The organism is Lentzea sp. NPDC058436 (assembly GCF_042721515.1).
Lineage (GTDB): Bacteria > Actinomycetota > Actinomycetes > Mycobacteriales > Pseudonocardiaceae > Lentzea.
On the sequence record NZ_JBHXLF010000002.1, the window covers coordinates 968949 to 983476 of the forward strand.

General features: G+C 69.7%; 14 protein-coding genes. 12 read left to right on the forward strand and 2 right to left on the reverse strand.

Going from position 1 to position 14528, the window contains the following annotated elements; all coding sequences use genetic code 11:
* Window positions 1-44: 44 nt before the first annotated feature.
* A complete protein-coding gene (locus ACFWN2_RS11810; protein ID WP_382426862.1) occupies window positions 45-1631 on the forward strand; it encodes an acyl-CoA synthetase in 1587 nt (528 codons plus the stop codon).
* Window positions 1612-2700 carry an NAD(P)H-dependent flavin oxidoreductase gene (locus ACFWN2_RS11815; RefSeq protein WP_382426863.1) on the forward strand — a complete coding sequence of 363 codons (1089 nt, stop codon included), beginning with the start codon at window positions 1612-1614 and terminating at the stop codon, window positions 2698-2700. Before ACFWN2_RS11810 ends, ACFWN2_RS11815 begins: the two co-directional genes overlap by 20 nt.
* Here the strand turns inward: ACFWN2_RS11815 and ACFWN2_RS11820 are convergent.
* Both ACFWN2_RS11820 and ACFWN2_RS11825 read right to left on the reverse strand, forming a co-directional pair.
* Window positions 2684-3595 carry an acyl-CoA dehydrogenase family protein gene (locus ACFWN2_RS11820; protein WP_382426864.1) on the reverse strand — a complete coding sequence of 304 codons (912 nt, stop codon included), beginning with the start codon at window positions 3593-3595 and terminating at the stop codon, window positions 2684-2686. The two genes, ACFWN2_RS11815 and ACFWN2_RS11820, sit on opposite strands and share 17 nt — an antisense overlap.
* Window positions 3596-3606: 11 nt before the next feature.
* Window positions 3607-4767 carry an acyl-CoA dehydrogenase family protein gene (locus ACFWN2_RS11825; protein WP_382426866.1) on the reverse strand — a complete coding sequence of 387 codons (1161 nt, stop codon included), beginning with the start codon at window positions 4765-4767 and terminating at the stop codon, window positions 3607-3609.
* Between the two features lie 45 nt (window positions 4768-4812).
* Between ACFWN2_RS11825 and ACFWN2_RS11830 the strand changes: the two genes are divergently transcribed.
* From ACFWN2_RS11830 to ACFWN2_RS11875, 10 genes are all read left to right on the forward strand, one after another.
* Window positions 4813-5004 (forward strand): ferredoxin, encoded by a 192-nt coding sequence (locus ACFWN2_RS11830; RefSeq protein ID WP_382426868.1) that lies wholly within the window; start codon window positions 4813-4815, stop codon window positions 5002-5004.
* Between the two features lie 78 nt (window positions 5005-5082).
* Entirely contained in the window at window positions 5083-6168 is a 1086-nt protein-coding gene (locus ACFWN2_RS11835) for a Zn-dependent alcohol dehydrogenase (RefSeq protein WP_382426869.1), read from the forward strand.
* Between the two features lie 25 nt (window positions 6169-6193).
* Window positions 6194-7042, forward strand: coding sequence for a 3-oxoacyl-ACP reductase (locus ACFWN2_RS11840; protein WP_382426870.1), 849 nt, complete (start codon window positions 6194-6196; stop codon window positions 7040-7042).
* 8 nt (window positions 7043-7050) lie between these two features.
* Window positions 7051-8556, forward strand: coding sequence for an aldehyde dehydrogenase family protein (locus ACFWN2_RS11845; protein ID WP_382426872.1), 1506 nt, complete (start codon window positions 7051-7053; stop codon window positions 8554-8556).
* Window positions 8557-9306, forward strand: a complete 750-nt coding sequence (locus ACFWN2_RS11850; RefSeq protein ID WP_382426874.1) for a glucose 1-dehydrogenase — start codon at window positions 8557-8559, stop codon at window positions 9304-9306.
* A 74-nt stretch (window positions 9307-9380) separates the two neighbouring features.
* Window positions 9381-10862: an alpha/beta hydrolase gene (locus ACFWN2_RS11855; RefSeq protein ID WP_382426875.1), complete on the forward strand. Its 1482-nt coding sequence runs from the start codon at window positions 9381-9383 to the stop codon at window positions 10860-10862.
* Window positions 10863-10937: 75 nt separating this feature from the next.
* Window positions 10938-12023, forward strand: a complete 1086-nt coding sequence (locus ACFWN2_RS11860; RefSeq protein WP_382426878.1) for an acyl-CoA dehydrogenase family protein — start codon at window positions 10938-10940, stop codon at window positions 12021-12023.
* The gene (locus ACFWN2_RS11865) at window positions 12020-12949 is read left to right on the forward strand and encodes an LLM class F420-dependent oxidoreductase (RefSeq protein WP_382426879.1); all 930 of its coding nucleotides are present in this window, start codon (window positions 12020-12022) and stop codon (window positions 12947-12949) included. Before ACFWN2_RS11860 ends, ACFWN2_RS11865 begins: the two co-directional genes overlap by 4 nt.
* Complete coding sequence (locus tag ACFWN2_RS11870) at window positions 12946-13389, forward strand: winged helix-turn-helix transcriptional regulator (protein ID WP_382426880.1); 444 nt, start codon at window positions 12946-12948, stop codon at window positions 13387-13389. Before ACFWN2_RS11865 ends, ACFWN2_RS11870 begins: the two co-directional genes overlap by 4 nt.
* 14 nt (window positions 13390-13403) lie before the next feature.
* Window positions 13404-14516, forward strand: a complete 1113-nt coding sequence (locus tag ACFWN2_RS11875) for a MalY/PatB family protein (RefSeq protein WP_382426881.1) — start codon at window positions 13404-13406, stop codon at window positions 14514-14516.
* The last annotated feature ends 12 nt before the right edge of the window (window positions 14517-14528 follow it).

A 14528-nucleotide genomic window follows, 5' to 3' on the forward strand; every position in this document is an offset into this window, starting at 1 on the left:
ACGGGGGATTGTCGAGAACAGTAACACGTTCTACTTTGCTCACCATGGCCCTCAACGTCGCAGACCTCGTTGAACACGCCGCCGACACCGTGCCCGACCGGACCGCGCTCGTCTGCGGCCCGAAGAGGGTCACCTACGCCGAACTTGAGGCGCGAGCCAACAAACTGGCTCACCACCTGGCAAAGAACGGCGTGACGCAGGGTTCGCACGTGGGCCTCTACGCGCGCAACTCGATCGAACTGGTCGAGGCCATGCTCGCGGTCTACAAGCTGCGTGCCGTGGCCATCAACGTGAACTACCGCTACACCAAGAACGAGTTGCAATACCTGTTCGGTGAAGCGGACCTGACCGCTCTCGTACACGAACGGCGGTACTCGCCGCTGGTCGCGGAGGTCGGCTCGCCCGGTCACACGGTCGTGATCGGCGACGAGACCGAGGAACCGTTCGAGGGCGCGGACTACGAGACGGCGCTGGCGGAGGAGTCCGCTGAGAGGGACTTCGCGCCGCGCAGTCCGGACGACCTCTACATCCTCTTCACCGGCGGCACGACCGGCATGCCCAAGGGCGTGATGTGGCGGCACGAGGACGTGTGGCGCACGCTCGGCGGCGGCATCGACTTCGTCACCGGCGAGCGGCTCACCGACGAGTGGCACCAGGCCAACTCCGGCAAGGACTACGGGCTCGTCCGGCTGTGCCTGCCGCCGCTGATCCACGGCGCGGCGCAGTGGGCCGTGCTCGGCGCGTTGTTCAGCGGCAGCACGGTGGTGCTGGTGCCCAAGTTCGACCCCGTCGAGATCTGGCAGGTGATCGAAAGGGAAAAGGTCCAGGTCGCCGTCATCACCGGCGACGCGATGGGCCGGCCGCTGATCGAGGAGTTCCAGCGCGGCACCTACGACGGCTCGTCGCTGTACATCCTCAACAGCAGCGCGGCCCTGTTCTCCTACACCGTCAAGAAGCAGTACCAGGAGCTGTTGCCGCACACGACGTTGCTGGAGTCGATCGGGTCGAGCGAGACCGGGTCCACCGGCATCGGCGCGGTGCCCAAGGAGATCGTGAAGACCGACGGCACCAAGGTGAAGCTCAACGAGGACACCATCGTCATCGACGACGACGGCAACAAGCTCGAACCCAAGCCCGGCGTGATCGGCAAGCTGGCGCGCGGCGGGCACATCCCGATCGGCTACTACAAGGACCCGGAGAAGACCGCGCGGATGTTCGTCGAGGTCGACGGCAAGCGGTTCACGGTGCCCGGTGACTTCGCCCGCTTCGAGGAGGACGGCGACATCACGTTGCTGGGACGCGGCAACACGTGCGTCAACACCGGCGGCGAGAAGGTGTTCCCCGAGGAGGTCGAGGGCGTGCTGAAGTCGCACCCGGACGTGTTCGACGCGCTCGTCATCGGTGTTCCCGACGACCTGCTCGGCCAACGCGTCGGCGCGATCGTCCAGCCGCGCGACGGCACCACGCCGACACTGTCCGAACTGGACGCCCACGTGCGCGAGACCCTCGCGGGCTACAAGGTGCCGCGGTCGTTGTGGCTCGTCGCCGAGATCGGCCGCACCCCGAGCGGCAAACCCGACTACCAGTGGGCGAAGCGCCACGTGGAGGACCATGCGCACCAGCCTGTGTGACGAGCTGGGCATCGAGCACCCCGTCTTCGGCTTCACGCCGTCCGAGCACGTGGCGGCGGCGATCAGCAGGGCGGGCGGGTTCGGTGTCCTGGGGTGCGTGCGGTTCAACGACGCGGAGGACCTCGACCGCGCGTTGACGTGGATGGACGAGAACACCGACGGCAAGCCGTACGGCGTTGACATCGTCATGCCCGCGACCGTGCCGAAGGAGGGCACGCAGATCGACCTGAGCGCGTTGATCCCGCAGAGCCACAAGGACTTCGTGGACCAGACGCTGCTGAAGCTCGGCGTGCCACCACTGCCCGACGGCGAGGGCGGCGAGGGCGTGCTCGGCTGGCTGCACTCGGTCGCGCGCTCGCACGTCGACGTGGCCCTGGAACACCCGATCCGGCTCATCGCGAACGCCCTGGGCTCACCACCGGCCGACGTGATCGAGCGCGCGCACGCGGCCGGCGTGCCCGTGGCAGCGTTGGCGGGCAAGGCCGAACACGCGCGTCGGCACGTGGCCAACGGCGTCGACATCGTGGTGGCGCAGGGTTACGAGGCTGGCGGCCACACGGGTGAGGTCGCGACGATGGTGCTGGTGCCGGAGATCGTGGACGCGGTCGACGTGCCGGTGCTCGCCGCCGGTGGCATCGGCTCCGGACGGCAGGCGGCCGCGGCCATGGCGTTGGGCGCGTCCGGGGTGTGGATGGGCTCGTACTGGCTGACCACCGCCGAGTACACGCTCGGCAACTCCAGCACTCAGCAGGCGTTGCTCGCTGCCGGGTCCAGCGACACCGTCCGCACCCGCATCTACACCGGCAAACCGGCGCGGCTGCTGAAGACGCGGTGGACCGAGGCGTGGACTTCGGAGGAGGCACCGGACCCGCTGCCGATGCCGTTGCAGAACCTGCTGGTGAGCGAGGCGCACCTGCGGATCGCCCGGTCCGACGACCCGTCCGTGGTGTCGATGCCGGTCGGCCAGGTCGTCGGGCGGATGAACGAGGTCCGTCCGGTCGCGGACGTCATGGCGGACCTGTTGCGTGAGTTCGGTGAGACGGTCGAACGCCTCACCAAGCTGCGCTGAGTTTCAGGAGCTGGGCGGTCGCCCCGCCCAGCTCGAACTCGTTGCGCTTGGCCGCGGTGAAGTAGCGGTGCACGCCGTGGCTCATGTCGATGCCGGTGCCGCCGTGGACGTGCACGGCCGTGTGCGCCACGCGGTGCCCTGCGTCCGCGGCCCAGAACTTGGCGGTTGCCACCTCCGCTGCCGCGTCGAGGCCCTCGGAGAGCAGCCAGGCGGCCTGCCAGAGCGTCAGGCGGATGGCAGCGACGTCGATGTACGCATCAGCGAGGCGTTGCGCCACGGCCTGGAAGCTGCCGATCGGCCGGTCGAACTGCACGCGGGTCCGCGCGTACTCGGCCGTCAGCTCCAGCGCGCGTTCGGTCACGCCGAGCTGGAGTGCGCACAACCCCAGTGTGTACCGCGTGATCAGCCAGTCGGGGGAGAGACCGGGGACCAGTTCGCCGCCGGAGTGCTCGAACGAACCGGCGTCCGACCCGTCGACCAGTTCCTGCGGCGTGATCTCCAGCTCGCGGGCCTCGACGAGGAACACCTGCTCGTCCTGCGCCACCAGGAAAGCCGCAGCGGTGCTGGCGAACGGCACGGTCGTCTTCACGCCGTCGGCCTCGGAGAGCGCCACGGACAGCACGGTTCCGGGCTCCAGCCAGCGTTCGCGCTGCTCGGGCGTGCCGAACTCGGCGAGGGCCGAGGCCGCCACCGTCGTGGGCAGGTAGGGGACGTCCGAGACCGCGCGGCCGAGCTCGACCAGCACCGCGCACTGCTCCAGGACGCCGAACTCGTCGGGCTGCTCCGGCACGACACCGGACCTGACCAGGTCGCTCCACGGCGAGTCGGACGAGTCGAGGATCTTGCGGGTCAGCGCGGCGAGCTCGCGCTGCGCCTCGGTGAGCGTGAAGTCCATGGCAGTGCTCCTTACCGGGGTACTGCGGGGAGCCCGAGGCCCACGCGCGCGATGATGTCCCGCTGGATCTCGTTGGTGCCGCCGCCGAACGTGAGGATCAGTGACGAGCGGTGCATGCGCTCGACCCGGCCGTGCAGCAACGCTCCGGGCGAGCCGGCGCGCACGATCCCGTTGGCGCCCAGCACCTCCATCAGTAGCCGGTAGCCCTCGGTCGCGAACTCGGTGCCGAACACCTTGGTGGCGGACGCCTCCGCCGGTGACGGAGCCTCGTCGGAACCGGACGCGATCCGCCAGTTGACGAGCTTGAGGAACTCGGTCTTGGCGTGCACGCGGGCGAGGTGAAGACGCACCCACTCCTGTTTCGCGGCACCGGTTTCGTCCGCCCACCGGCGAACCTCGCGCAACGCGGTCTGCAGCGGCGCGGCCGAGCAGAGGGCGACGCGTTCGTGGTTGAGCTGGTTGGTGATGAGCTTCCAGCCCTTGTGCTCCTCGCCGATGAGGTTCGACGCGGGCACCCGGACGTCGTCGTAGAAGGTGGCGCTGGTCGTGGGGCCGGACATCGTCGGCACGGGCGTCCAGGAGAAGCCGGGGGCCGTGGTCGGCACCATGATGATGCTCAGCCCCCTGTGCCGCTGCGACTCCTGGTCGGTGCGGCAGGCCAGCCAGACGTAGTCCGCGTACTGGATGAGGCTCGTCCACATCTTCTGGCCGTTGACCACGTACTCGTCGCCGTCGCGCACGGCCCGCGTCCGCAGGCCGGCGAGGTCGGTGCCCGCCTCCGGTTCGGAGTAGCCGATGGCGAAGTGGAGCTCGCCGGACGCGATCTTCGGCAGGTAGAAGGCCTTCTGCTCGGGCGTGCCCAGCGACATGATCGTCGGCCCGATCGAGTTCAGCGTCAGGAACGGCACGGGCGCGCCGGCCGCCGACGCCTCGTCCAGGAAGATCAGCTGCTCCAGCATCGGGCGGTTCCGCCCGCCGTACTCCTCCGGCCAGCCGATGGTCAGCCACCCGTCCAGCCCCATCCGGCGGACGGTGTCCTTGTAGACCTCGGCGTCGCCGTAGTCGCTGCCCCCGGCGAGACCGGCCTTGCGTTCGGGCGTCATGAGCGCGGCGAAGTACGCCCGCAACTCCTGGCGCAACTGCTCCTCTTCGGGCGTGAAACCGATGCGCATGACCGCTACTCTAGAACAAGTTCTACTTGATGTCAGGAGGCCGCGATGAAGGTCGGCGTCGACCCTTCGCTGTGCGAGGCGCACGGGGAGTGCATGTCCATCCTGCCCGAGGTGTTCGATCTCGATGACGACGAGGTTCTGCAGATCCGGGACGGTGAGCTGACCTCGGGTGAGGAGGCTCCGGCTGAACGGGCCGTCGCGTCGTGCCCCAAGGGCGCGCTGCGGCTCTCACGCTGATGGGCCTTGTCAAGAACAGGAACAGATTCTAGTGTCCGACGGGTAGTTCGGCCGTGAGCTCAGCGAGGAGTGATACCGGTGAAGGCTGCCGTGCTCAACCAGGTAGGCGACGACAAGCTGGAGCTCCGCGACGACGTGACCACCACACCGGTGGGACCGCAGGAGATCCGCATCAGGATCAAGGCGTGCGGGGTCTGCCACAGCGATCTGTCCGCAATGGACGGAACGCTCCCGGCCCTGGCTCCCGGCGTCGTCGGCCACGAAGGCGCCGGTGAGATCGCCGAGATCGGGAGCGCCGTGACGTCGCTCGCGGTCGGCGACCACGTGGCGATCACGTTCGTGCCGCCGTGCGGGAAGTGCGCCCAGTGCGTCACGGGCCAGGCACATCTGTGCCTCGTGCACACCATCTCCGCGTTCACGTCACCGAGGTTCGTCGTCGGTGGCAACCCGGCCTTCGGGTACGCGGGGCTCGGCGCGTTCGCCGAGGAGATGGTCGTGCCCGCCGACGCGGCCGTGAAGATCGACGACGACGTGCCGTGGGACGTCGCCGCGCTGCTGTCGTGCGGCATCCTGACCGGCGTCGGAGCCGTGCTGAACACCGCGAAGGTCGAACCTGGCTCCAGTGTCGCCGTGATCGGCTGCGGTGGTGTCGGTGTCGCGGTGCTCCAGGGCGCCCGGCTCGCGGCCGCGGCACGGATCGTCGCGGTCGACCCGGTGGTGGAGAAGCACGAGGTGGCGCGGAAGTTCGGCGCCACGCACGCGACCGTGCCCGACGGCATCGCGGACCTGAACAACCAGCTGAACTTCGGCATGGGCTTCGACTACGTGTTCGACGTCGTCGGCCTGCCCGCCACGATCCGGCAGGCGTGGGACCTCACCCGCCGCGGCGGCCACACCGTGGTCGTCGGCGCCGGCCGCGCGGACGCGATGGTGTCGTTCAGCGCCCAGGAACTGTTCCTGCACGACAAGACGCTGCACGGGTCGTTCTACGGGACCGCCAACTTCCGCCGCGACATCCCGCGCATGATCGCGCTGTGGCGGCAGGGTCGGCTCGACCTCGAAGGCATGATCTCCAAGCGGATCAGGCTGGAGGACGTGAACGAGGGACTGCAGGCGTTGCGCGGCGGTGGATCGCTGATCCGCCAGGTCATCCTGTTCGACTGACACATTTCCTTTCTGGGAGTCTCCTGTGGACCTTGCGGGGAAGGTCGCCGTCGTCACCGGCGCCGGTGCGGGGCTCGGCCGCGCGGAAGCGCTGGAGCTCGCACGGGCCGGTGCGTCGATCGTGCTCAACGACCTGCCGGGAGCGGCCGACGCCGCCGCGGCCGAGATCGAGGAGCTGGGCGCGAAGTGCGTGGTCGTCGAGGGTGACGTGGGCGAGCGCAGCACCGCCGACGCCCTCGTCGCCGCCGCGGTCGAGCAGTTCGGCGGGCTGCACGTCGTCGTGAACAACGCGGGCGTGCTGCGCGACCGGATGCTGTTCAACATGAACGACGACGAGTGGGACCTGGTCGTGCGGGTGCACCTGCGCGGCCACTTCCTGTTGTCGCGCAACGCCGTCGCGTTCTGGAAGCAGGAGTCGAAGGCGGCTGGCGAACCGGTCTACGCGCGGATCGTGAACACCTCCTCCGAGGCGTTCCTCCTCGGCTCGGAGGGCCAAGCCAACTACGCGGCAGCTAAAGCGGGCATCGCCGCGCTCACGGTCGCGACCGCTCGGGGCACGAGCCGGTACGGCGTGCGCGCCAACGCGATCTGCCCGCGCGCCCGCACCCAGATGACCGCGCACGTGTTCGGCGACGCGCCGGAAGGCGACGACTCGCTCGCACCCGAGCACGTCGCGAAGTTCGTGGCGCACCTGGCGGGACCGTCTGGCGACAAGATCAACGGACAGGTCTTCGTCGTGCACGGCGGCATGGTCGCGCTGATGGCGCCGCCGACCGTCGAGAAGAAGTTCGACGCGTTCACCGATCTCGACGGCCACTTCGCCGACCGGGATCCACAGAGGACTTTCGCCTGTACGGACACGATGGCCCTGTAGGAGGAGCTGTGACGCTCACCGTCCAACCGCACCGCGAGACCCTGGGCCTCAAGGACGGCCGGCTCCTCATCGGAGGCGAGTTCCGCGAGGCGGACGAGACCTGGACCCACCACCACCCCGCCACGGCCGAGGAGATCGGCAGCTTCGCCGTCGCGTCGGCGAAGGACGTGGACGCGGCCGTGCTGGCGGCCCGCAAGGCGTTCGACGAGGGGCCTTGGCCCCGTTCGAAGGCGGGCGAACGCATCAAGATCCTGCGCAGGTACGGCGACCTGCTGCGCGAGCACTCGGACGAGCTGCGCGGCCTGCAGGCGCTCGACAACGGCGTGCCGCTGTCGTTCGGCCAGATCTACGCCACCTCGGTCGGCATCGCGGCCGACATCTTCGACCACCACGCCGGCTGGATCGACAAGGTCGGCGGCCAGACCCTGCCGCCGTACCAGGGCGGCGACCACCTCGCGATGACGTTCCGCGAACCCGTCGGCGTGGTCGCGGCGATCCTGCCGTGGAACGCGCCTTTCGTGCTGTTCGCCCAGAAACTGGCGCCCGCGCTGGCCGCAGGCTGCACGGTCGTGGTCAAGCCGTCGGAGTACGCGTCGTTCTGCGTGATCCGCATGGTCGAGCTGCTGATCGAGGCGGGCCTGCCGGAGGGCGTCGTCAACCTCGTCACCGGCCCCGGCAACCCGACCGGCGAGGCGCTGATCACCCACCCCGGCGTCGACAAGATCAGCTTCACCGGCAGCCGCACCGTCGGCCGCCGGATCGTCGAGGCCTCAGCGGGCACGATGAAGCGCGTCTCCCTGGAACTGGGCGGGAAGTCGCCAGCGATCGTGTTCGCGGACGCCCCGAACGTCGGCCTCGCCGCGATGACCTGCATGGGCATGGTCACGATGGGTCTGTCCGGCCAGGCCTGCGTCGCGCACACGCGCGCGTTGGTGCAGCGGGACGTGCAGGACGAGTTCATCTCGATGGCGCAGATGCTCGCGACCGCGGTGACGTTCGGCGACCCGTTCGACCCGGCGGTGCTGGCCAGCCCGCTGATCAACGGCAAGCAGCTCGAACGCGTGCTCGGCTACATCGAACGCGGCCAGCAGGACGGAGCGCGCCTCGTGACGGGCGGCACCCGCCTCGACGGCGACTACGCGTCCGGCAACTTCGTGGCGCCGACGATCTTCGCCGACGCCACCAACGACATGGCCATCGCACGGGACGAGATCTTCGGCCCGGTGCTCACGGTCGTGCCGTTCGACGACGAGGAAGAAGCCGTCCGCATCGCCAACGACACGGAGTACGGCCTGGGCGCGGGCGTCTACACCAACGACGTCCGCCGCGCGTTCCGCGTCTCGAAGTCGTTGCGCGTCGGCATGGTCGGCATCAACGGCTTCCAGCTCGAACCGCACATCCCGTTCGGCGGCTACAAGCAGTCGGGCCTCGGCAGGGAGGGCGGGCAGAGCGCGTACGAGGCGTACACGGAGCTCAAGACCGTGATGATGCCGCTCACCGACGAGATGATGTAGATGCGGCTCAACGGAAAGGTCGCCCTGATCACCGGCGCCGCACGGGGTCAGGGCGCGGCCGCCGCACGCCGGTTCGCCGCCGAGGGCGCCCAGGTGATGATCACCGACGTCCTCGACGACCAGGGCAAGGAGCTCGCGGCCGAACTGGGCGCCGAGTTCTGCCACCTGGACGTGTCGTCGGAGGAGTCGTGGGCCGAGGCGATCGCGTTCACCGTGCAGACGTTCGGCGAGATCACGGTGCTGGTGAACAACGCCGGGATCCTGCACTTCTCCGCGCTGGCCGACACCTCCCTCGCGGACTACCAGCGCGTGATCGGGATCAACCAGGTCGGCACGTTCCTCGGCATGCGGTCGGTCGTCCCGTCGATGAAGGCGGCCGGCGGCGGCTCGATCGTGAACGTGTCGTCGGTCGAAGGTCTGGGCGGCATGCCGTACCTGACGGCGTACACGGCGTCCAAGTTCGCCATCCGCGGCATGACGAAGGTCGCCGCGATGGAGCTGGGACAGCACGGGATCCGCGTCAACTCGGTGCATCCGGGAGCCATCGACACGCCGATGGTCAGCGAGGCGCTGGGGCGGCCGATCGACGTGTCGCCGATCGGCAAGAAGCTGGCGCTGCGGCGGATCGGGCAGCCCGAGGACGTCGCCAACGTCGTGTTGTTCCTGGCCAGTGACGAGAGCGCGTACTGCACGGGCGGCGAGTTCGTGGTGGACGGAGGGGCGACGGCCACACATGCGTTGAACGGTTGACGTTTGACCCCAGGCAACCCAGTTGATCTCCGCGGCGTCTTCGTGGTCGAGAGGTCGAAACTGGGGAGCTTCATGTGAGATCAATACTTCTGACGGCCGCGCTGCTCGTCGGCCTGGCGCCGGCCGCACTGGCGGCCGAAGAGGCGCAGACGCCCGTTCTGTCGTGGCAGGACTGTCAGGACGGGTTCCAGTGCTCCACGGCGAAGGTGCCGCTGGACCACGACGAGCCGTACGGCGCGAAGATCGACCTGGCGCTGATCAGGCTGCCCGCGACCGACCCGTCGAAGCGGATCGGCTCGCTGTTCGTGAACTTCGGCGGGCCCGGATCGTCCGGTGTGGACAGACTGCGGGCTCGCGGCAAGTGGGAGTGGCTGTTCTCGTCCGAGCTGCGGTCGCGGTTCGACGTGGTGTCGTGGGACCAGCGCGGCATCGGCCGTTCGGCCACCGTGCGCTGCTTCGACAGCGTCGACGAGCAGCAGCAGTTCCTCAACTCCATCCCGGTCTACCCGGACACGGCGGCGGAGGAACCCGCGTTCTACGACAGCTACCGCGAGTTCGTGCGGCGGTGCGAGGAGAAGTCCGGCGACCTGCTGGACCACGTCTCCTCCGCCAACACGGCACGCGATCTCGACCTGCTGCGCAAGGCCGTGGGCGACAAGAAGCTCACATACCACGGTATTTCGTACGGCACGCACCTCGGCGCGATCTACGCGAACCTGTTCCCGGACAAGGTTCGCGCGCTGGCGTTCGACGGCTCGCTCGACTTCGTCGGCAACGCGACCGGGCACGGTGACCAGGGCACGACCGTGCCCCTGGACACCCGTCAGGACGTGCCGCGCGGGATCGCCGAGACGTTCGACCAGTTCCTGCAGCTGTGTGCCGCTCCTGGTGCTCAGTGCGCGTTCGCGGGCGGTGACCTGAAGCAGAAGTGGGCGGACCTCGTCGCGAAGGTGACGGCGTCTCCGGTCACGACGCCGGACGGGCGGTTCGACCGCGTCTCGCTGATCAGCACGGTGTGGGACTCGCTGGCGCAGCCGGACACCTGGCAGAACACCGCTCGGGTGCTGCAGGGCGTGTGGGAGGCGCCGACGTCGTTGACGGCGTCGGCAGACTACGTCTCGAACCGGTTCGAGGCCTTCAACGCGATCCAGTGCTCGGACAGCGACTTCCCGCGCGACCAGGCCGCGTACTCGCGGTACGGCGCCAGTGAGGACGAGCGCGTGCCGTACTGGGGTCGTGCGGTGGTGTTCGACATGATGGCCTGCGCGTTCTGGCAGGGCCGTGACGAGGACCGCTACACCGGCCCGTGGAACCGCAGGACGTCGGCACCGGTCCTGTTCGTCAACAGCAGGTTCGACCCGTCGACTCCGCTGCACGGTGCCCAGGACGGCGCCGCGGAGATGGCCCGCACCGGGTTCCTGACCGTGGAGGGCTACGGGCACACGTCGATGTACGTGCGCAGCACGTGTGCGGAGAAGGTGAAGCGGGAGTACCTCTTCACCGGTGTGCTGCCTGTGCAGAAGACCTGCGGCATCGACAAGGCGCCGTTCGCCTGAGCCCTTGCATGCCTGCTGAAGGAGTGTCTACGGTAAGGAAACTGAACCGGTAAGAATTCTGAACCAGGAGGCGCCGTGCAGGCCATCGCCGACCTCGCCCGCGAACTCGCGCCCAGGTCGGAGGCGGCCCGCGCGCTCGCCCCCGAGCTGGTGGAGGCGATCCGGTCGGAGGGCCTGTTCCGGCTCGGCGTCCCGCGCTCGCTCGGCGGACCCGAAAGTCCGCCGGGCGAGACGCTGGCCGTCGCCGAGGCCATCGCCCGTGGTGACGCCTCCGCCGGCTGGTGCGTGTCGATCGCGGCCACCTCAGGACTGCTCGCCGCCTACCTGCCCGAAGCGGGCGAGGAGGAGGTGTTCGGGGACCCGCGGTCGGTCGCCGCCGGGGTGTGGGCGCCGAAGGGACGCGGTGTTGTGGCCGACGGCGGCGTGGTGGTGTCCGGGCAGTGGTCGTTCTGCTCGGGCATCGGGCACGCCGACTGGCTGTTCGCCGGGTTCGTCCTCGACGGCGCGTTGAAGGTGGCCGCGTTGCCCAAGGCGTCGCTGGAGGTGCTGGACACCTGGCACACCACGGGATTGCGCGGCACTGGGAGCCACGACTGCGTGGCGCGGGACGTGTTCGTGCCCGAGTCCCGCGTTCTGTCCGTGTTGGACGGACCTCTGCGTGATGGGGCGCTGTACCGGTTCCCCGTCTTCGGGTTCTTCGCGGCGTCGGTCGCGGCGGCGGCGCTGGGCAACGGGTTCGGCGCGCTGGACGACTTCGTCGCGCTGGCCGGACGCAAGCCCCTCGGGTCCAGCCGCACGCTGGCGGAACGCTCGTCGACCCAGGCCGCGGTGGCCTCCGCCTCGGCATCGTTGAGGGCGGCCAGAGCCTACTTCCACGAGGCGGTCGGGGAGGCCTGGGAAGCGGCGCAGAACGGTTCGGTGCCGGTCGAGGCCCGTGCCGGGGTGCGACTGGCCGCCACCCACGCCGCCCGGACGGCCCGGTCCGTCGTCTCGGAGCTCTACGACCTCGCCGGTGGTGGCGCGATCTACGACGGGGCGCCGATCCAGCGGCGTTTCCGGGACGCCCACACGGCTTCCGCGCACTTCCAGGTCAACGCGGCGTCGTTCGAACTGCCGGGCAAACTGCTGCTCGGCGTGCCCGCGCGGACGGAACAACTGTGACGTCGGTCGGCGTCGTGACGCCGTTCTGGCTCGACCGGCCGCCCGCCGAGGCCCTCGACATCGCCGTCGTGGCGGACGAGGCCGGGTTCGGCACGCTGTGGGTCGGGGAGATGGCGACGTTCGACGCGTTCGCCCTGGCCACGGCCATCGGTCTGCGGACGTCGAGCATCTCGCTGAGGATCGGCCCGCTCGCGGCCGGCGTGCGGAGCCCGGTGGCGCTGGCCCTCGGACTGTCCACAGTGGTCGTCACGACCGGACGACGGGCCTCGCTGGCGTTGGGCGCCTCCAGCCCGCGGATCGTGACGGAGTGGCACGGCCGGGACTGGGAACCGGTCCGGCGGACGCGGGAGACCGTGCGGGACACGCGGGCGATCCTGAACGGCGAAAGGGTGGCGGGGTTCCGTTCGCAGGAGCCGGTTCCCGGCACACCGATCTCGGTGGCGGCGTTCGGACCGGCGATGACGCGTGTGGCGGCGGAGGTGGGGGACGAGCTGGTGCTCAACCTCGTGAGCGCGGATCACGTGGCCGACGTTCGTCAGCGACTTGTGGGCGGACCGCCTCTCGCGGTCTGGATCCCGGCCGCCCTCGACCCCGGCCCCGACACCCTCCGTCAGCTCCGCGCCCAGTTGTCCGTCTACCTCGCCCCGCCCGGTTACGGCGAGATGTTCACCGCTCTCGGCCACAGCACGCTCGTCGACGAGGCCCGCGCCGGCAAGCCGCGTTCCGAGCTGGCCCAGGCCATCCCGCTCGACCTCGTCGAGGCGGTGGGCGCGATCGGCTCGGCCAGGACCGTCGCGGACCGGGTTGGCGAGTACTTCGAGGCAGGCGCCGACCACGTCGGACTGGTCCCGGCGACAGCGGAGGACCCGGCAGCCCGCAGACTGCTCACGACGCTCTCCCCGCTGCTGACGAAGGAACGCCGATGATCGACCCCGACGCCCACGACAGCCGGTTCCGGGGCGAGTCCGTCGGGCGCGCGCTCGACCTCGTGGGGGAGAAGTGGACGCTGCTGATCCTGCGCGAGGCGTTCTTCGGCGTCCGCAGGTACGGGCAGTTCGTGCGCAACCTCAACGTACCGCGCCCGACGCTGTCCACCCGGCTCAAGACGCTGGTCGAGGCCGGGCTGCTGCACCGCGTGCCGTACTCGGAGGACCGCGACGAGTACCGGCTCACCGAGGCGGGGCTGGAGTTGTTCCCCGCCATCGTGATCCTCATGAAGTGGGGTGACGCGCACGTGCCGAGTCCGGACGGACCGCCGATCGTGCTGGAGCACAACGCCTGCGGCAAGCCCGCGGACGCGTTCCTCGCATGCCGGTGCTGCGGCGAGGAGATCACCGCGCACAACGTGACGGCCCACGCCGGCTGACCTACGTTGGGGGTATGCCGAACCCGCTGAGCCAGGTGTCGTTGGAACGGTTGAGGCAGCGCACGAGTGTGAAGTGGCGGGAGTTCCCCGACGACGTGCTGCCGTTGTGGGTGGCCGAGATGGACGTCGACCCGGCCGAGCCGATCAGGCGGGCGATCGTCGACGCGCTCGACCTCGGCGACACCGGATATCCGGCCGGCACCGCCTGCCAGGAGGCGCTCGCCGCGTTCGCGAAGCAGCGCTGGGACTGGGACCTGCCGGTCGGGCGCACGGCACTCGTGTCCGACGTGATGCTCGGCGCCGTCGAGCTCATCAAGCTGGTGTCCGGGCCCTGCGCCCCCGTGATCGTCAGCCCGCCGGTGTACCCGCCGTTCTACCTCTTCGTCAGGAGCACGGGACGCGCCGTCGTCGAGGCGCCGCTGAGGAACGGACGCCTCGACCTGGACGTGCTGGAGCGGACGTTCCGGCACGTCAAGGCCGACCGCCCGGTGTACCTGCTGTGCAACCCGCAGAACCCGACCGGCACCGTCCACACCGCCGAGGAGCTGACGGCCCTCGCCGGGCTGGCGGCGCACCACGGCGTCCGCGTGATCGCCGACGAGATCCACGCGCCGCTCGTCTCCGGCAGCACGAGGTTCGTGCCGTACTTGAGCGTCGACCCCCAGGGCATGTCGCTCATGTCCGCGTCGAAGGGCTGGAACCTCGCCGCGATGCGGGTGGCGGTGGCGATCTCCAACACCGACGAGCTCGACCGGCTCCCCGAGGAGGTGAGCCACGGGCCGAGCCACTTCGGCGCGATCGCGCACGCCGCCGCGTTCAGGGAGGGCGGCGAGTGGCTCGACTCGCTGCTGCAAGGCCTCGACGAGAACCGCAAGCTGCTCAAGGACCTGCTCACCGAACACCTGCCCGAGATCGGGTACGAGCCCTCCAAGGCGACCTTCCTGGCCTGGCTGGACTGCCGGGCCGTGAGCGACGACCCGGCGGCGTTCTTCCTCGAACGAGGACGGGTCGCCCTGATGTCGGGCGCCGGCTTCGGCAGCGGGGGAGAGGGCCACGCCCGGCTGAACATCGGCACGTCGCCCGAGATCGTCACGGAGGCGGTGCTCAGGATGGCCGCCAGCCGCTGACAGCGCGCTGCC

Coding starts and splice junctions, on each gene's coding strand:
- ACFWN2_RS11810 (WP_382426862.1), top strand. CDS start 45: ATGGCCCTCAACGTCGCAGACCTCGTTGAACACGCCGCCGACACCGTG.
- ACFWN2_RS11850 (WP_382426874.1), top strand. CDS start 8,557: ATGCGGCTCAACGGAAAGGTCGCCCTGATCACCGGCGCCGCACGGGGT.
- ACFWN2_RS11875 (WP_382426881.1), top strand. CDS start 13,404: ATGCCGAACCCGCTGAGCCAGGTGTCGTTGGAACGGTTGAGGCAGCGC.
- ACFWN2_RS11830 (WP_382426868.1), top strand. CDS start 4,813: ATGAAGGTCGGCGTCGACCCTTCGCTGTGCGAGGCGCACGGGGAGTGC.
- ACFWN2_RS11815 (WP_382426863.1), top strand. CDS start 1,612: ATGCGCACCAGCCTGTGTGACGAGCTGGGCATCGAGCACCCCGTCTTC.
- ACFWN2_RS11820 (WP_382426864.1), bottom strand. CDS start 3,595: ATGGACTTCACGCTCACCGAGGCGCAGCGCGAGCTCGCCGCGCTGACC.
- ACFWN2_RS11870 (WP_382426880.1), top strand. CDS start 12,946: ATGATCGACCCCGACGCCCACGACAGCCGGTTCCGGGGCGAGTCCGTC.
- ACFWN2_RS11825 (WP_382426866.1), bottom strand. CDS start 4,767: ATGCGCATCGGTTTCACGCCCGAAGAGGAGCAGTTGCGCCAGGAGTTG.